This window comes from Sphingomonas phoenicis, from assembly GCF_047238005.1.
Lineage (GTDB): Bacteria > Pseudomonadota > Alphaproteobacteria > Sphingomonadales > Sphingomonadaceae > Sphingomonas.
This window is the reverse complement of sequence record NZ_JBDFMC010000002.1, coordinates 1,884,210-1,901,820: the sequence shown is the minus strand read 5'-3', so window position 1 is coordinate 1,901,820 and position 17,611 is coordinate 1,884,210. Positions and strand designations below refer to the sequence as shown.

General features: G+C 69.9%; 16 protein-coding genes. 7 read left to right on the top strand and 9 right to left on the bottom strand.

Features of this window, described 5'->3' with window-relative positions; translation table 11 throughout:
* Positions 1 to 154 precede the first annotated feature (154 nt).
* From fdxA to ABC319_RS10215, 3 genes are read right to left on the bottom strand one after another with little or no spacing between them, the layout of a single operon-like run.
* On the bottom strand, positions 155 to 496 hold the full coding sequence (fdxA, locus tag ABC319_RS10225) for a ferredoxin FdxA (protein ID WP_413070122.1): 342 nt from the start codon (positions 494 to 496) through the stop codon (positions 155 to 157).
* A 52-nt stretch (positions 497 to 548) separates the two neighbouring features.
* Positions 549 to 848, bottom strand: coding sequence for an RNA-binding S4 domain-containing protein (locus ABC319_RS10220; protein ID WP_413070121.1), 300 nt, complete (start codon positions 846 to 848; stop codon positions 549 to 551).
* A 3-nt stretch (positions 849 to 851) separates the two neighbouring features.
* Positions 852 to 3,338, bottom strand: a complete 2,487-nt coding sequence (locus ABC319_RS10215) for a helicase-related protein (protein ID WP_413070120.1) — start codon at positions 3,336 to 3,338, stop codon at positions 852 to 854.
* 199 nt (positions 3,339 to 3,537) lie between these two features.
* Between ABC319_RS10215 and ABC319_RS10210 the strand changes: the two genes are divergently transcribed.
* Positions 3,538 to 5,010, top strand: a complete 1,473-nt coding sequence (locus ABC319_RS10210; protein ID WP_413070119.1) for a M23 family metallopeptidase — start codon at positions 3,538 to 3,540, stop codon at positions 5,008 to 5,010.
* Positions 5,011 to 5,291: 281 nt separating this feature from the next.
* On the opposite strand, the gene ABC319_RS10205 is transcribed toward ABC319_RS10210, so the two are convergent.
* From ABC319_RS10205 to ABC319_RS10180, 6 genes are all read right to left on the bottom strand, one after another.
* The gene (locus tag ABC319_RS10205; protein WP_413070118.1) at positions 5,292 to 6,938 is read right to left on the bottom strand and encodes an ATP-binding protein; all 1,647 of its coding nucleotides are present in this window, start codon (positions 6,936 to 6,938) and stop codon (positions 5,292 to 5,294) included.
* A 96-nt stretch (positions 6,939 to 7,034) separates the two neighbouring features.
* Positions 7,035 to 7,817 carry a TIGR02186 family protein gene (locus tag ABC319_RS10200; RefSeq protein WP_413070117.1) on the bottom strand — a complete coding sequence of 261 codons (783 nt, stop codon included), beginning with the start codon at positions 7,815 to 7,817 and terminating at the stop codon, positions 7,035 to 7,037.
* A complete protein-coding gene (locus tag ABC319_RS10195) occupies positions 7,814 to 8,728 on the bottom strand; it encodes a sulfite exporter TauE/SafE family protein (protein ID WP_413070116.1) in 915 nt (304 codons plus the stop codon). The genes ABC319_RS10200 and ABC319_RS10195 overlap by 4 nt, the downstream gene beginning before the upstream one ends.
* A gap of 193 nt (positions 8,729 to 8,921) precedes the next feature.
* Positions 8,922 to 9,896, bottom strand: coding sequence for a hypothetical protein (locus ABC319_RS10190; protein ID WP_413070115.1), 975 nt, complete (start codon positions 9,894 to 9,896; stop codon positions 8,922 to 8,924).
* The gene (locus ABC319_RS10185; protein WP_413070114.1) at positions 9,893 to 11,239 is read right to left on the bottom strand and encodes a glycosyl transferase family protein; all 1,347 of its coding nucleotides are present in this window, start codon (positions 11,237 to 11,239) and stop codon (positions 9,893 to 9,895) included. The genes ABC319_RS10190 and ABC319_RS10185 overlap by 4 nt, the downstream gene beginning before the upstream one ends.
* Before the next feature lie 226 nt (positions 11,240 to 11,465).
* Positions 11,466 to 11,960 carry an outer membrane protein assembly factor BamE gene (locus tag ABC319_RS10180; RefSeq protein ID WP_413070113.1) on the bottom strand — a complete coding sequence of 165 codons (495 nt, stop codon included), beginning with the start codon at positions 11,958 to 11,960 and terminating at the stop codon, positions 11,466 to 11,468.
* 164 nt (positions 11,961 to 12,124) lie between these two features.
* Here ABC319_RS10180 and ABC319_RS10175 point away from each other — a divergent pair, with 164 nt between their 5' ends.
* The 6 genes from ABC319_RS10175 to ABC319_RS10150 all read left to right on the top strand — a co-directional run bounded on the left by ABC319_RS10175 (position 12,125) and on the right by ABC319_RS10150 (position 17,601).
* A complete protein-coding gene (locus ABC319_RS10175; RefSeq protein WP_413071674.1) occupies positions 12,125 to 12,625 on the top strand; it encodes a ubiquinol-cytochrome C chaperone family protein in 501 nt (166 codons plus the stop codon).
* Complete coding sequence (locus tag ABC319_RS10170; protein WP_413070112.1) at positions 12,622 to 13,143, top strand: YceD family protein; 522 nt, start codon at positions 12,622 to 12,624, stop codon at positions 13,141 to 13,143. The genes ABC319_RS10175 and ABC319_RS10170 overlap by 4 nt, the downstream gene beginning before the upstream one ends.
* Before the next feature lie 154 nt (positions 13,144 to 13,297).
* The gene (locus ABC319_RS10165) at positions 13,298 to 13,789 is read left to right on the top strand and encodes a Ros/MucR family transcriptional regulator (RefSeq protein ID WP_413070111.1); all 492 of its coding nucleotides are present in this window, start codon (positions 13,298 to 13,300) and stop codon (positions 13,787 to 13,789) included.
* Between the two features lie 241 nt (positions 13,790 to 14,030).
* On the top strand, positions 14,031 to 15,203 hold the full coding sequence (locus ABC319_RS10160; RefSeq protein ID WP_413070110.1) for a PepSY-associated TM helix domain-containing protein: 1,173 nt from the start codon (positions 14,031 to 14,033) through the stop codon (positions 15,201 to 15,203).
* On the top strand, positions 15,200 to 15,379 hold the full coding sequence (locus ABC319_RS10155; RefSeq protein WP_413070109.1) for a hypothetical protein: 180 nt from the start codon (positions 15,200 to 15,202) through the stop codon (positions 15,377 to 15,379). Before ABC319_RS10160 ends, ABC319_RS10155 begins: the two co-directional genes overlap by 4 nt.
* Positions 15,380 to 15,408: 29 nt before the next feature.
* Positions 15,409 to 17,601: a TonB-dependent receptor gene (locus tag ABC319_RS10150; RefSeq protein ID WP_413070108.1), complete on the top strand. Its 2,193-nt coding sequence runs from the start codon at positions 15,409 to 15,411 to the stop codon at positions 17,599 to 17,601.
* The last annotated feature ends 10 nt before the right edge of the window (positions 17,602 to 17,611 follow it).

Here is a 17,611-nt window from a genome sequence, read left to right as displayed (position 1 = left end):
GAGTGCGAACAGGCGGGTGACATCGAACTGTCCCCGTCGGTCGACCGTTTAACACGTTCGCAACAAAATTGCCAGCGGCGGGATCAACGCGACGATCACCCGCCCACTGTCGTCACCCCGGATCGCGTCCGGCGCGACGTCGCGACGGCGAAGATCAGTCGCCCGCGCCGGGCTCCGGCGAGAAATACTGGTCGTACTTGCCCTCCACGCCCTTCATCGCGTCGGCATCGGGCGGGGTCTGGTCGAGCTTGCGGGTGACGTTGGGCCACTGGGCGGAGAAGGTGGTGTTCAGCTCCAGCCACTTCTCCAGCCCGTTCTCGGTATCGGGCAGGATCGCCTCGGCCGGGCATTCGGGCTCGCACACGCCGCAGTCGATGCATTCCGACGGATTGATGACGAGCATGTTCTCGCCCTCGTAGAAACAGTCGACCGGGCACACCTCGACACAGTCCATGTACTTGCAGCGGATGCACGCGTCGGTGACGACGTAGGTCATATCAGGCTCCGGACTTTAATCCGCGCGCTGCTATGCGCCGCGGGGGGTGTCGTCAATCAAGCTCGCCTTGCTGCGACACGTTAGCAGCTTGCAGGTCGATATAGCATTGTTGTGCCTCCGCGGGCGGACCGCGGCGGCGGGGCAGTGCCTCCACCCTCAGCACGCGGACCCGGCCGCCGACGGCGCAGAAGGTCAGGATGTTGCCGAGGCGGACCGGCGCGTGCGCGCGATCGACCAGCCGCCCGTCGAGGCGCAGCCGCCCCTCCTCGGCCAGCGCCTGCGCGGCGGTGCGGGTCCGGGCGAGGCGCGTCCACCACAGGAAGCGATCGAGCCGCATCGAGTCGTCGCCCATCGCTCAGCCGTGTCCCAGTAGCGCGGACAGGCCGGCAAAGGCGTTGTCGGAGGCCGCGGCGGGGCGTGCGGGCAAACGCTGCGCCGGGGGACGGCCGCGCCAGATCCAGCGGACCTCGTCACCCTTCGCCGTCTGGAAGCCAAGTTCCGCCATCAACCGCGCCAGCGTCGGCGGCTCCAGCCCCATCGAGGTCGCGAGCGCCGGATCGGGTGCGAACGGCGTGCGGCCCTGACGCGAGTCATGCGCGGCGCGGGCGATCCGTTCGACCAGGTCGACGCGAACCGCCTGCAGCCCGAGCGGGCGGAAGCCGGCGGCGACGACGGCGCCGGGTGCGCCGCGCGGGAGGACCGTCGCGCCCTCGCGCGGCATGTCCGGCGCGGGGCCGCGTACCGCCATCAGCGCACGGCGGAGGGTGGCGGCGGCGGGTTTCAGCAGGCGCGGGTCGAACAGGTCGAGCGCGCCGACGGTGATGCCGATCCGGCGCAGGCGGCGGCGCTCGTCCTGCTGCAACAGGTCGAGCGAGGCGCGCAGCGGCAGGCGCGGCGCGATGCCGCCCGCCAGTTCGAGCGCGGCGGCGACCGCACGGAAGGCTGGCGTGGCGGCCGGATCGCGCGCGGCATCGGCGAGGGCGGCGAGCACCGGCGCCTGGCGCAGGACCGACGATGCCAGCCAGCGGGACAGCCGGTCGGCGACGCGGTTGCGGGTGGGCGGATCGAGGCAGTCGAGATCGCGTTCCGGCACGATGCGCGGGCGGGCGAGCGCGGAGCCGGGCGCGAGCCGGGCGACGCGGTGGCCGGCCCATTCGATGCTGCCGTCGACCAGCGCGAAGGCGGTATCGTCCGCCTCCACCAGCGTGGCGGCACGGCGCGCGCGTTCGGTGCCGAGGCGCTTCTCGGCGGCGGCGAGCAGCATGCGCTTGTCGCCCGCGCGCGCGCCCGGCTCGACCGAGAAGCGGAAGCCGTCGAGGCGGCCGATCGGATGATCCTCCACCGTCACCTCCCCCTCCGGCCCGACGACGACGGGCAACGCGCCGGCATCCGCGCCGATGCGGCGGATCAGGGCGGTCGTGCGCTTGTCGACGAAGCGCTGGGTCAGGCTGGCGTGGAGGCCGTCGGACAGCCGCTCCTCGATCGCGCGGGTCCGGTCGGCCCAGTGGAGCGGGTCGGCCAGCCAGTTGGCGCGCTGGGCGATATAGGCCCAGCTGCGGATCGCGGCGAGGCGGCCGGCCAGCGTCTCGACATCGCCGGCGATGGTGTCGAGCCGGGCGATCTCGTCGGCGAACCACGGGTGCGGGATGTGGCCGTTCCCCTCCGACAGATGGCGGAACAGCCGCTCGACGAAGCGGGTATGGGGATCGAGGCCGAGCTTGCGGAAATCCGGAACGCCGCACGCCGCCCACAGCCGTGCGACCATCGACGGCCGGCGGGTGCGATCGCGGACCCAGGATTCGTCGGCCAGCCGCTTCAGGACGGCGAGGTCGATCGATTGCGGCGCGGCGCGCAGTACGCCGGCCGGAGGCGGACGCTCGAGCGAGGCGATCAGCGCGTCGACGCTCGACAGGTCGGGATCGCCGTCGCGCCAGAACAGATGGTCGAGGCGGGGGAAGCGATGCTCCTCGATCGCCAGCACCTCCTCGGGCAGGAAGGCGCCCGGCCCCTCCTCGACCAGCGCGCCGAAGGTGCCGTCGCGCTGGTGGCGGCCGGCGCGTCCGGCGATCTGCGCCATCTCCGCCACGGTCAGGCGGCGCTGGCGGCGGCCGTCGAACTTGTGCAGGCCGGCGAAGGCGACGTGCGCGACATCCATGTTCAGGCCCATGCCGATCGCATCGGTGGCGACGAGGTAATCGACCTCGCCCGCCTGGAACATGGCGACCTGCGCGTTGCGGGTGCGGGGGCTGAGCGCGCCCATCACCACCGCCGCGCCGCCGCGCAGGCGGCGCAGCATCTCGGCCACCGCATACACCTCTTCGGCGCTGAACGCGACGATGGCGGAGCGTTTGGGCAGGCGGCTGATCTTCTTCGCGCCGACATAGCTGAGCGTCGAGAAACGCGGCCGGCCGACGATCTCCGCCTCGGGCACGAGATCGCGGATCATCGGGCGCAGCGCCTCCGACCCCAGGATCATCGTCTCCTCGCGACCGCGCACGCGGAGCAGCCGGTCGGTGAACACGTGGCCGCGCTCCTGATCGGCGCCCAGCTGCGCCTCGTCCAGCGCGACGAAGGCCGCCTCCTGCTGCGGCATCGATTCGGCGGTGCAGAGGAACCAGCGCGCGTCGGGCGGGACGATCTTCTCCTCGCCGGTGACCAGCGCCACCCGGTTGGCGCCCTTGATCGCGACGACCCGGTCGTACACCTCCCGCGCGAGCAGGCGGAGGGGGAAGCCGATGATGCCGCTGGAATGCGCGCACATCCGCTCGACCGCCAGGTGCGTCTTGCCCGTGTTGGTGGGCCCCAGAACGGCGGTCACGGTGCCGGATACGCGGCTGGTCATCGCCGTAACATCGTGGCTTCGGCGCGCCGGCGCAATGACTTGAATGACGGTCGCGGCACTCCGCCGCGAGGCCGCCACCGCTCGTCGCAGCCGACGGGCTCGGATGCGGCGGTTAATTTGACTTTAGGACGTACGCTCCACAACGTCCGGGCACGCCGGGGGGAACGGCGGCACCGCATAGCAACGAGAGCGTCGCCCTTTGTTTCTGAAAACCGACCAGGGTCTGGAATTCGCCGGCGGCACCAGCCAGCGCCGGATGGGCCGTCTGGCGAGCTTTCCGGTCCGCGACGACTGGCGCGCCCGCGCCGCGCAGATCGACTGGGTGCCCGACCTGGGCACGCAGATCGGCAGCCGCGACTGGTGGCGGGGCCTGGCGACCTGCACCGCACTGTGCGCCGCGACGATCGCGCTGACACCCGGACTGAACCGGCCGCTAGTGGGCGACGTCCCCGCACCGCTGGCCGGCGGCGAGTGGGAAGAGGCACGGGCACAGGGCGTGGCGCCGCTGGGGCTGGGCGCGGGCACGGGACGGCGGATGGCCGCGACCGACCTCGTCCGTCCGCTGGCCGAGGCGCCGGAGCGGCCGCTGATCGAGCTGACCGCGACGCTGGGCGACGGCGACAGCTTCACCCGCGCGCTGGAGCGGGCGGGCGTGGGGCGCACCGATGCGGCGGCGGCGGCGAGGCTGGTCGGCGGGGCGGCGACGCTGGGCGACATCCCGTCGGGCACGCGCATCGCGATGACGCTGGGGCGCCGTGCCAGCCGGTCGATGCCGCGCCCGCTGGAGCAGCTGTCGCTGCGTGCCCGGTTCGACCTGGCGGTGTCGGTGGCCCGTGCGGCCGACGGATCGCTGTCGCTGGAGCGCAAGCCGATCGCGGTCGACCATACGCCGCTGCGCCTGCAGGGGCTGGTCGGATCCAGCCTGTACCGTTCCGCCCGGGCGGCCGGTGCGCCGGCGCGGGCGGTCGAATCCTATATCAAGGCGGTCGCGACGCGGCTGTCGATCGGCCGCGACGTGTCGTCGGCCGACACGTTCGACATGGTGATCGAGCAGGATCGCGCCGCGACCGGCGAGGTGCGGCTGGGCAACCTGATGTATGCCGGGCTGGACCAGGGCCGCCGCAAGCTGCGCCTGCTCCACTGGACCGCGGCCGGCGAGCGGGAGGCCGACTGGTTCGACGCCGCCGGGCAGGTCGAGCGGCGCGGCAACATGGGCATGCCGGTGGCCGGGCGCGTCACCTCGAACTTCGGGATGCGGATGCACCCGCTGCTGGGCTTCATGCGGATGCACAAGGGGATGGACATCGCCGCCCCCTATGGCCGGCCGATCCTGGCGGCGCGCGACGGCGTGGTCGCGAGTGCCGGACGCAACGCCGGCTATGGCAATTTCGTCAAGCTGAACCACGCCGGCGGGCTGGCGAGCGGGTACGGCCATATGAGCCGAATCGCGGTGCGCGGCGGGCAAAGCGTGCGGCAGGGGCAGGTGATCGGCTATGTCGGGTCGACCGGCATGTCGACCGGCCCGCACCTGCACTGGGAGGTCTGGCGGAACGGTCGCTCGATCAACCCGCGTTCGATCTCGTTCGCCAGCGTGGCCCGCTTGTCGGGCAGCAACCTGGCAGCGTTCAAGCGCAAGGTGGCGGAGCTGACGGCGGTGAAGGTCGGGCGATAGGGCGCGCGGCGGGTACAGTTCCGCCCACTCTAACCCGTCATCCCGGCGGACGCCGCGATCCATGGACACGGGACATCGACGGCCTGGGCCTCGCGGAGAGACGGGACCCGGCGTGCGCCGAGATGACGGAACAGTATTGCCGAGGTTCGCGCAGGCTAGCATCCAGACGCGCTGACGAAGCGGTCGAGCATCGGCGTCAGCGCGTCTGGATCCCCGCCTTCGCGGGGATGACGGGTCGAATGGCCCCCGCCTGCGCGGAGATGACGGGTCGAAGCGAGGCCCTACCGCCCCTGTGACCGCCAGCGCTTGATCGTGCGGTCGAGGATGCCGTCCTCGCCGCCGGCTTCGCGCCACAGTTGCGAGAAGAGCGGATCGTCGGAGGCGGGGCGGCGGCTTTCCTCGAGCGGGTCGAAGGCGACGCGGATCGGGATCGACACGCCTTCGCCGCAGATGATGCATTCGCGGTTGCGCAGTGCCGGGATCGAATCGAGGAAGCCGCGTGCGCCCTCCGGCATCGCCGCCTTGACGAAGGCCTGGTCGCGATCGTTGTTCAGGCGCATCGCGATGATCGTGCCGCACTGCGACAGCACGCCTTCGGCCAGATCGGACGGACGCTGGGTGATCAGGCCCAGCGACACGCCGTATTTGCGTCCCTCCTTGGCGATGCGGCCCAGGATGCGGCCGACCGAATTGTCGGTCTCGCGGCCGGCGGGGATGTAGCGGTGTGCTTCCTCGCAGACCAAGAGGATGGGCCGCTGCGGCTCGTTGCGCGACCAGATCGCATAGTCGAACGTCATGCGGCTGAGCACCGCGACCACAACCGAGGTGATGTCGGAGGGCACGCCCGAGACGTCGACGATCGAGATCGGCTTGCCGTCGCCACCCATGCGGAAGATCCGCGAGAGGAAATCGGCCATGGTGTCGGCGACGAGCATGCCGGAGAACATGAAGCTGTAGCGCGGGTCCGACTTGATCTCGTCGATCTTGGTCTTCAGCCGCAGGAACGGCGAGGTATCGCCGGCGCGGTCGAGCTTGCCCATCTCGGTCGTGATGATGCCGGTCAGGTCGGACAGCAGATACGGCACCGGCGCGTCGACCGTCAGCTTGGCGATCTCCTGACCCAGCCGGCTCTTGCTCTTGGCGGCGAGCAGGCATTTGGCGAGGACGTCGGCATCGACCTGACGCTGCGAGCCGGCGCCGGTCAGGAACACTTCGCAATGTTCCTCGAAATTCATCAGCCAGTACGGCATCTGCAGATTCGACACGTCGTAGATCGCGCCGTTGCTGCGAAAGGCGGCGGCATATTCGCCGTGCGGATCGATCATGACGATATGGCCCTGCGGCGCCATGTCGCAGATGCGGTGCAGGATCAGCGCCGCCGCGGTCGACTTGCCGGTGCCGGTCGAGCCGACCAGCGCGAAATGCTTGCCGAGGAGCGCATCGATGTGAAGGGCGGCGCGGATATCGGGCGTGGGATAGACGGTGCCGATCTCGACATGCGGGCGATCCGCCGCCGCATAGACCTGGCGCAGGTCGGTGGTGGTCATCGGGAACAGCTCGCAGCCGGGCATCGGATAGCGTGTCACGCCGCGACGGAAGCCGTAGAGCTTGCCGGTCAGCCGCTCCTCATCGCCCTCGCCCAGGAAATCGACCTCCGCCGAGACGAGGGTGCCGGCGGCATCCTCCAGCTTCAGCGACCGGATGTTGGCGACCAGCCAGGTGCTGCCGATGCGCATCTTGACCTGGCTGCCGACCTGGCCCGCCGCCGCGGCGACGGGATCGGGATCCGCGGCGACCGCCTCCACCGCGGCGCGATCGAGCAGAACCCGGCTGGACGAGCCGGCGATCGCCAGCACGCAGCCGATCGGCGCATGCGTGGTCAGCGGGGTTGCGCCGACGAACGCTTCCGATCCGAACATCTGGCTCATCGCACGCGCTACTCTCTGTCACTATCGATTGCAGACGCGTAGCCGCCGATCGGTAAAGATAGCGTAGCGAAGCAGGCCGCACGCGCGAGGTGCGCGTCAGAGGCGGCGCGCGACCGCCCCGGCGATCCAGCCGAGCCCGACCGACAGGACGACCGCGGCGAGGCCGTAGACGGGGCCCGACCGCTCGGCTGCGCGGGCGACGAAGCGTTCGAACCCCGATTTGCGGATGTCGATGTCGCGCACCGCCGCCGCCAGGACGCGGCCGTCGCGGATCAAAAAGGTCTCGGCAGTAAAGCGTCCCACCGGCACACGCGCCGGAATGGTGACGCGGGCGCGGTAGAGTACGCTGTCGGTGATCTCCACGGCGCGCGGATTTTCGATATAGAGGCCCGCGCGGCTCTTCAGGTCGACGAGGCCACGGCCGAAGCGCTGCTGCACATCGGCCGGTGCGGTCGACACGGGCGACAGTTGCAGGCTGTCGAGGCCGAGTTCGTAGATCGCGCGGGCGCGTTCATCGACGATATCGGCGATCGGGCGGGAGGAGGCGATCGCGTAGAAGGACGGGGCGGACCGGTAGCGTGCGCTGGCGGCGTTGACCCAGATGCCGGCGACCTTCTCCTTCTCGCGCAGCAGGATCGACTGGGTGGGGCCCTTGACCACGACGACGATGTCGGCCGGCTTCTCGCCCGCGGGCACCCGGCCGCCGGGATAGAGGATCGCGCCGAACAGCAGCAGGTCGGCGCCGGTAAAGCTGTACGCGATCTCGATCGCGCGCTGCGACACGTCGGGGACGAGTACCGGCTTGGTCTGTCCCATCGCCAGCGGAGCGGCGAGGGCGAGCGCCACGGCGGCGATCGTCCTGGCGGATCGCCCGGTCATGCGACGGCGACCGAGAAGAGTTCCTCCGGCCGCCAGACCAGGCCCAGCAGGATGCGCACGCCGACCGCCAGCACCATCAGCGCAAGCGCGAGCCGGAGATATTCGGGGCGGATGCGGTTCGCCAGCCGTGCACCGACCTGCGCGCCCGTCACCGAGCCGACCAGCAGCAATCCCGCCAGCACGATGTCGACGGCATGGGTGGTGGTGGCGTGGACCATGGTGGCGACGGCGGTGACGAACAGCGTCTGGAACAGGCTGGTCCCGACGACGACGCCGGTGGCCATGCCGATCAGGTAGATCATGGCGGGCACCAGGATGAACCCGCCGCCGATGCCGAGCAGCATCGTCAGCACCCCGGTGGCGAACCCCAGCAGCAAGGGTGCCAGGGGCGAGATATAGAGGCCGGACGCGTAGAACCGCGTGCGGAAGGGGAGGGCGGCGACGAGCGGATGGTGGCGACGCTTACGCGCGCGGGGCGGCTGGCCGCGGCGGGTGCGGACGATCGCCGACAATGCCTCGCGCGCCATCAGCCCGCCGATCGAGCCGAGCATGACGACATAGACGATCGCGATGACCGTATCGATCTGGCCGAGCGCCTGGAGCAGGCGGAAGACCCATGCGCCGGCGAAAGTGCCGAGCACGCCGCCCGCCACCAGCACGCCGCCCATCTTGAAATCCACCCCGCCGCGACGGACGTGCGCGAACACGCCCGAGACGCTGGCGCCGGTGACCTGACTGGCGGACGAGGCGGCGGCAACGGTCGGCGGGATGCCGTACACGATCAGCAGCGGCGTCGTCAGGAATCCGCCGCCGACGCCGAACATGCCCGACAGCAGCCCGACCCCGCCGCCCAGCAGCACGATCACCAACGCGTTGACCGACAGGTTCGCGACCGGGAGGTACAGATCCACGTGCGTCGTCCTAGGCGGCATTGCCGCTGAGGCCAATCGGCCGCGGAAAAAACCGGCCCGGCGGATCGCGCCGCCGGGCCGAAGGTGGTGCGCGTGAAGGTGAAGAAAAAACGCGCACGATCATCCATAAGTCGAATGACTTGAATGATTCTTGATCGCTCCGTTCACCGCAGGTTTCGGTTGTCCGGCCGCGTTACAGGTCGGTGCCGATCGTCAGCGCCGGGCCCGATCCGGGTCGTGCACCACCCGCGATTCGCTGGCGCCAGTCGAGCGTCAGGCGGATGCGACGGTCGGCGATCGGGGCGGTGAGCGCGATCGTGGGGCCGATATCCACCCGCGCGGCATCGCGCTGCGCTCCCGCCCAGCCGCCGATGCCCAGGTCCAGGACGAGCCCGCCGCGGCGGAGGATCGGCCGCGAGACGCGGACAGCACCGTCGGCGAAACCGTCGACCCGGTCGCGCGCGACCACCCCCGCCTGCCCATAGGCCTCGATGGAGAAGCCGAGCGGCAGGGGGCGGGGGTCGAGCCCGGCGACGACCAACGCCGCCGTGCCGCCGCGTCCGCCGTCGATGGCGATGCGCCGCTCGACGATGAGGTGGACGGGAGCGGGGGCTGGCTGCCAGTCGAGACCGGCCGCCACCTCCTGACCGCGGCCCGCCAGCGGGGATGAGAGGCGTGCCGACACGGCCAGCCGCCGCCGTCGATCGAGCAGCCAGGTGACGCGGACGCCGGCCTGTGAACCGCCGAGCTGGTTGCCCGGGCGCGGCTCGGCTTGGCCGGTTCGCGCGACCGCCCAGATGCTGGCCGACCACCGACTCGTGTCGCCCGTCCGGCCGAGAAAGGGCGGACGGAGAAGCGGCGGCGAGGCCGACGGTGCGACCGGCGGCGGCACATCGGCCGGCGCTGGTGCGGGAACGAAGACCGCTGTCGGCGCGGGCGGCACGGGGGGAGGGAGGATGGCGATCGGCGCGACGGGGCGCGGCGACACGGCCGGCGGGGCGGGCGGGGCAGGCGCCTCTGCATAGAAGGCGGTTGCGGCGGCGACGGGCGGGGCGATGGCGCGGAGCAGCGCCGGCACCGAGTCGATCGTCGGCCACATCACCGCCAGCCGCGCCGCGGTCCAGCCCCCCGTCGTCATCGCCATGAAGCGGAGCGGCCGGCCGATCACGCGTGCGCGTCCGGAAAGCGGTGCACGGTCTTGTCCCAGGCAAGCGGCGTGCCGCGCAGCAGGCCGACATAGCGGCGCACGGCGCGCGCGGAGGCGAGCATGGCGATGACGTTGCCGACCATCATCCGCGGTATCGACCACAGACCCTGGCGCCAGCCATAGACCGCGCCGGTGAAGATCGCGCGCATCGCCAGCCGCCAGGCGAGCAATGCCCCGTTGACCTGCAGCAGGCCGATCAGCAGCGGTGATAGCGGCACGATCGCGCTGTCGTTCCACCGCCGGGCGACGGTCATCGCCAGCCATGACGGCAGTGCTGCATAAGCGATTGCCAGAACCAGCATCGCCAGCGGCGTCCGCCGGTCGCGTGCTCGCCACCAGTTCTCGACAAGGGCCATCGGCCGGCCCCAGCCCGTCCGGTCCCAGCCGGCCAGCGCGATGCCGGTGATCCAGCGTGCTTTCTGGCGCACGGCGGCATCCAGCGTGTCGGGGAAACAGGCGCGTACCGCGACGAGGCGGCCGGACCGGTCGGTCACGCGGGCGAACAGCGCGCTGCGATCCAGCGTCGCGATGCGGAGGCCGAGTTCGTAATCCTCGACCAGGCTGTCGGGATCGAACGGGCTGCCGCCACCGGCCGCCGCCAGGCGCGCGAGCGTGGTCGTGGCGATCGCGCAGCCGGTACCGGCGAGTGGCATGCCCGCCCCCATCGCGGTGCGGACGATCAGGTGGTTGGTATGCGCCTGCGCGAAGTCGTCGGCATAGCTGGCGCCGACCCACGATCCGGGCGTGATCAGGGGAAGCACCGGCAACTGCACCACGGCGTGCCGATCGATCAGCGAATCGAACACCCGCAGTTCGTCGGTGTGGACCACATCCTCGGCATCGTGGAGGATAACCGCCTTGGCCGGCCGGCCCAGCGCAACGAGATCGCGCCACAGCGTATTCAGGCAATCGGCCTTGGTCGTCGGGCCCGGTCGATCGCCGACCACCAGCCGAACCCGGGGGTCGCGATCGGCCACCGACCGGGCCGCGGCGATCGTCGCGGGGTCGTTGGGATAGAGGCCGACATGGATGGCGAAATCGGCATGGTCGTACCGGGCGAGCGCGTTGCCGAGCATCGCGGCGATCACCGGCTCCTCGTCCCAAGCGGGTACGAAGACGACCAGATGACCGGGAACGGCGACGGGCGGCAGTGCCGCGACGGTCATCGACCCGTCCCGGTGCCGCCCTCCGGCCCGGCGCAACCAATAGAGGAGGTCGACCGCCAGATCGTCGATCCCGCCGACCAGCAGGCCGATCGCGGCGAACAGCATCCCCTCGCGGACGAGCAGGTCGACCGTGTCCATATGTCCCCCGACCCCTTCGATCCATCCGGAATGGAGCGAAGGGAACCGGGCATCAACGCGAGGTTTCAGGACTCATCGGCGGAGCGAACCAAAGCGGGACTAGTGCGTTCGCACGCTGATCCCTCCCCCTTCCGGGATCGGTGCCGGACCAAGCACGGCCCGGCCGCGCCGATGCGTAGCAGGCGGCGCGGCCAAAGCCGTCGTCAGTAGTTGCCGGTCGAACGGATCAGGGGGTGTCGCGATTGCCGCCGCCCGGGCCACCGCCGCCCGCGGCGCCGACCGTGCCGATATTGCCGAACAGATCCTGGAAGAAGCCGCGCTGGCGACCCAAGGTCGGCGTCTTCTTGCCATAGGGATCGATCGCGGCGACCTGGTCCATGCCGCCACGGCGGATCGCGGTGACGGTACCGGCCGGATCGAAGCTGATCTGGATGGTCGTCTGCTCGCGCACCTTGGGCGTCTGGAAGCCGTAGTTGCGGCTGTCGCGCGACACATAGTACCAGTCGCCACTGCCGAACTGGGCCGCGACGGTCGGCATGCCCAGCACCTGCTGTACCGACTGGCGATTGTCGACGCCCGGCTGCACCGAGTTCACCAGATCGGCGTCGATGATATAGCCCTGATGCGAGCGGAGCGGCGTGCAGCCGCCGGCCATGGTGCCGGCCGCAGTGATCGCGGCGATGCTCGCGACGGCAGCGGCGCGGGCGGTGAACAAGGACATTCGGGGCAACTCCGCGCGGGCAACGCAAGGGACGAACGGGAACGTCGGACAGGGCGGTCGGCCCGCGATTGCATCGGCCGCCGATCATCTCGATATGCGAGGAGCCGGCCGCGCACAAGCCGCCGGCCAGGATCGGGAAGACGGGTTTGGGCTGGCTGCAATCGCTGTTGGGTAGGAAACGCGACGAGGCGTGGTTGCCGCTGTACAATGCAGTGGTGCTGCGGGCGCGGCAGGAACACTGGTATCTGGCCGGCGCCGTGCCCGACACCGTCGACGGCCGGTTCGACATGATCGCCGCCATACTGTCGACGGTGCTGCTGCGTCTGGAGGCGGAGCCTGCCGACGGCGCGGCGCCGGCGGCGCACCTGACCGAGCACTTCGTCGACGACATGGACGCGCAGCTGCGCCAGATCGGCATCGGCGACATCACCGTCGGCAAGCATGTCGGCAAGATGATGGCGGCGCTGGGCGGGCGGCTGGGTGCGTACCGCGAGGCGATGGCCGGCGAGGAAGGCGCACTGGACGTCGCGCTGGTCCGCAACCTGTATCGCGGCGACGCCGTGGCGGACGCCGCCATCGCCCATGTCGCGGCGGCGCTGCGGTCGCTGCGCGCCGGGCTGGACCGCCTGTCGATCGACGACCTGAGGCAGGGAGTGTTGCCATGACACCCGAATGGAGTCGCCCGGAACGGCTCGACGCGATCGGCGAGGGCGAGCGCATCGTCGCGATCGAGGCCGACGCGGGTGAGCGCGCGGCGCTGTCCCGCCGGTTCAACGTGATCGCCATCGAGCGACTGGCCGCGCGCCTGTCGGTCCGATCGGAGGCCGGCGCCGTACTGGTCACCGGCCGGGTGACCGGCGACGTCGTCCAGGCCTGTTCGGTGACGGGAGAGCGGCTGGAGACGAAGGTCGACGAGCCGGTCGCGCTCCGCTTCGTCGAGGTCATGGGCCAGGGTGAGGAGGTCGAGCTGTCGGCCGACGCGCTCGACACCGTCGAGCTGGAAGGAAGTGCAGTCGATCTGGGAGAGGCGGCGGCCGAGACACTGGCGCTGGCCCTCGATCCATTTCCGCGCGGGCCCAATGCAGCGACCGTCCTGAAGCAGGCCGGCGTGATCAGCGAAGATGAAGTGCGGCCGTTCAGTGCTCTGTCCAGTCTGAGGGACAAGCTCGCGCAAAAAAGCTGACCGGGGTCACCAACTGACGTCGCTAAACTGGCCGTTTCGGGACCGACGTCGCGACAATCGACAGCAGCGGCGCATTTAACCTTGATCTTTGGTCGTAACGATGTTGACGGCGCGTCACCGCACGCTAGGTAAGACTGCGTATCTGGAGATTGAAATGGCCGACGACATCAACGACGCGAACGCTGTGGAACTGGCGACCGAGCTGACGATTGCTTGGCTGGGCAACCCCAACACTCGCATCTCGGCAGACGAGGTGCCAGCGTTCCTCGGCAAGATGCATGAAACGGTGGCGGCGCTGCTGGGATCGGGCACGCAGGCCCCCGCCGCGGAAGTTCCGGCGAGCGACTATACTCCGGCGGTGAGCGTGCGCAAATCGCTGTCGTCGAAGGATCACATCATCTCGCTGATCGACGGCAAGCCGTACAAGACATTGCGCCGCCATCTCGCGACCAATGGTCTGACGCCTGCAGAATATCGCGAGCGGTATGGCCTGAAGCCGGATTACCCGATGGTGTCGGAGAACTATTCCGAGAGCCGTCGCGCGATGGCGAAGAAGATCGGTCTGGGTCGCAAGCCCGGTGCCAAGGTCGCCAAGGCCGACGACTCGGCACCAGCGCGTCGCCGCAAGGCAGAGCCGGCCGAGTAAAGCTGTGCGATAACCGGCGGCCGACACGTTGGCTGCCGCAATATTACGAGCGGTCGCGATCTGATGGAGTTGATCCTGGATCGCGGCCGTTTTCGTGCGTGCACGTCCGGTCGTAACGGGCGCGGTTCCGCATGACTGCTTTCGGTGGTCGCGACGATAGCCGGGCGTTGGCGGAAGCATCGGCGGCACGGACCTGCATTTAGGCGTTGCGACTGACTTTCATTAACGATAGCAGGTGCGCGTGACGCGCAGGAGTATCCGCCGCTGGTATCTGGTCCACAAGTGGACCAGCCTTGTCTGTACCGCCTTCCTGCTGATGCTGTGCCTGACCGGGCTGCCCCTGATCTTCCATGACGAGATCGATGCCGCGCTGGCATCCGGCGCGGCGCGGATGCCGGCCGGGCGGGGATCCTCCGGCGAGGAGCCGGGGCTGGTACCCCTGGATGCGATGCTCGCCACCGCACTCGCCAACCGGCCCGGCGAGGTGCCGCTGTTCATGGCGTTCGACAATGACGGGCCGGTGACCACGATCACGACCGGCCCGACGCCCGATGCACCGGCGACCGCCATGACGATGCAGCTGTTCGACCGCACGACCGGGGCGGCGGTCGGCATGGAGGACGACAGCGGGGTGATGCCGTTCCTGCTCCAGCTGCACACCGACATGTTTCTGGGCCTGAAGGGCGAGCTGTTCCTGGCGGCGATGGGGCTTTGCTTCGTCGTCGCGCTGGCGTCGGGCACCGTCCTCTATGCGCCCTTCATGCGAAAGCTGGATTTCGGCACGCTGCGGGTCGGGCGCAGCCGGCGGCTGAAATGGCTCGACTATCACAACCTGCTCGGCATCGTCGCGCTCGCCTGGATGACGGTGGTGGGGGTTACCGGCGTCATCAACACGCTGGTCACCCCGATCAGCCGCGCCTGGCAGGCCGGCGAACTGGCGGCGATGACCCGCGCCTATGCCGGGCGGCCGCCATTGCCGCCCGCCCGGTACGGATCGCTCGACCGTGCGATGGCGGCGGCGCGGCGGGCGATCCCGGGCATGAACCCCCAGTTCATCGCATTCCCCGGCGGCTCGTTCAGCTCCAGGCACCATTATGCCGTGTTCTTCCAGGGAGCGACTCCGCTTACCGAGCGGCTGCTGACCACGGCGCTGATCGATGCGCGGACCGGGCGGCTGACCGACAGCGCACCGATGCCGTGGTACTTCAAGGCGCTGTCGCTGTCCCGCCCGCTGCATTTCGGGGATTATGGCGGGTTGCCGCTGAAGATGCTGTGGGCGGTGCTCGACCTCTTCACGATCGTGGTGCTGGGTTCCGGTCTCTACCTGTGGCTGGGCAGGCATCCCGCGCCGCTGGAAGCGCGTGTCCGCGAGGTCGAGACCGGCGGCCGGTTCGAACCCGCGGCGGCGGAATGACCGCGCGGATACTCCGGTCGACCTGGGCGATCCCGGTCGCGATCGCCATCGCGAGCGTCGCGGGCCTGATCGGCGCGCTGACCGGAGACGGTGTGCGCGACGTGCTGGCGTGGATCGCCCTGGCGCTGGCGCCGGGGGCGGCGGCCTGGGCGATCGGATCGCGGCGCACCTGCTGAACAAGACGATATCGTAAAAGGGGAAAGACGTGAGACTTCTCGGCACCGCATCGCTGGCCGCGCTGGCCGGCATGATCGCCGCCACCGGTGCGGCGGCGCAGGTCGGCGCGCAGGACGGCAACGGGGACGACATCGTCGTCACCGCGCAGCAGCGGAACGAAACGCAGGTGATCCGCGGCGGCCAGATCGGGATCCTGGGCGACAAGCCGGCATCCGACGTACCGTTCAGCATCCGCAGCTATGACAGCACGCTGATCCTGAACCAGCAGCCGCAGACACTGGGCCAGCTGCTGGAGAACGATCCGGCGGTGCGCACCACCTATGGCTTCGGCAACGCGGCCGAGCTGTTCGTCATCCGCGGCTTTCCGCTGTTCGGCGACGATGTCGGTCTGGACGGGCTGTACGGCATCACGCCGCGCCAGCTGGTCGCGCCCGAGCTGTACGATCAGGTTCAGGTGCTGAACGGCGCGAGTGCGTTCCTGAACGGGGCGGCGCCGGGCGGCAGCGGGATCGGCGGCAGCGTCAATCTGATCCCGAAGCGGGCGGGCGCCACGGCGCTGACCCGCGCGACCGCCAACTACACCTCGGACGGCCATGTCGGGGGCGCCGTCGACGTGGCGCGTCGCTTCGCCGGTGACGCGATCGGGGTGCGGGTGAACGGCGCCTATCGCGCCGGCGACGTCGCCGTGGACGGTGAGTTCCGGCGCAACGCGGTGATCGGCGGCGCAATCGATTACGACGGCGGGGCTCTGCGGCTGATGCTGGACGGTGCGTACCAGCGGGTGCGGGTGAACCGGCTGCGGCCGAAGGTGACGATCGCCACCACCGCGATCCCGCGCGTGCCGGATGCCAGGGCGAACTATGCGCAGGACTTCACCTATTCGGTGCTGCGCGATGTGTTCGGCACCGCGAAGCTGGAATACGACCTGGCGCCCAACGCGATGATCTATGCGATGGCGGGCGCGCGAGACGGGGCGGAAGACGGCATCTATGGCGGTATCACCGTGACGAATGCGGTGACCGGCGCCGGCAACGGCACCGCGCTCTATGTCCCGCGCACCGACAACAACGAAGCGGTGCAGGCGGGCATCCGGGTGAAGCTGGCGGGCGGCGGCATCACCCACGAGTTCAATATCGGCGGCAATCGCAGCTGGCAGGTGAACCGGAACGCGTACGACTTCCGCTACGGCACCAGCTTCGCCGGGTTCGCGACCAATCTGTACGACACGCCGCAGGCCGCGCTGCCCGCATCGCTGCTGGTCGGCGGCGACCTTGACGATCCCTTTCCGGTGGCACGTACGCGACTTGGCAGCGCGTTCGCCTCGGACACGATCGGGTTCGCCGACGACCGGGTGCTGGTGACCGCCGGGTTGCGGCTGCAGAACCTGTCGTACCGCACCTACTCCTATGCCGACGGGTCGCTGTCTCCGGGCAGTTACGACGAGGATGCGGTGACGCCGGTCGCGGGGATCGTGGTGAAGCCGGCCGAGGGCGTGTCGCTGTTCGCCAACCGGATCGAGAGCCTGGCGCAGGGCCCCGTCGCCCCGGTGAGTGGCGTGGACCTGACGACGGGTGCGACGCTGCCGATCATCAATGCGGGCCAGGCGCTGCCGCCGTACCGGTCGGTCCAGTACGAGGCGGGCGGCAAGCTGGCGGTGGGCCGGTTCAACGCCAGCCTCGCGGTGTTCCGTACCCGGCGGCCGATCGGGCAGGTGTCGGCGGACGAGGCGGCGCCCGGTTTCCTGCGCTTCGGCTTCTTCGGGCAGCAGCGGCATCAGGGCGTCGAGCTGTCGGTGGACGGTGAGATCGCGACCGGGCTGCGCCTGATCGCGGGCGGATCCTATATCGACGCCACGCTGCGCGGCACCACCGATCCCGCCGCCAACGGCAACCGCGCACCCGGCGTCGCCAGATGGCTGGGCAACGCAAATGCCGAATGGGACGTGCCGTTCCTGCGCGGCCTGACGCTGACCGGCCGGGTGGTCCACACCGGCGACCAGAAGGTGGACGTGGCGAATACGCTGACGATCCCGGACTGGACCCGGTTCGATCTGGGCGCGCGGTTCGTCGCCCGGGTATCGGATACGCCGCTGACGTTCCGCTTCAACGTCGATAACGTCGCCAATCGTCGGTACTGGGCATCGGCCTTCGACAGCTTCAACCAGGCCCTGCTCCAGGGCATGCCGCGCACCTACAAGGCGTCGGTGACGGTCGACTTCTAGGCGGGAGAAT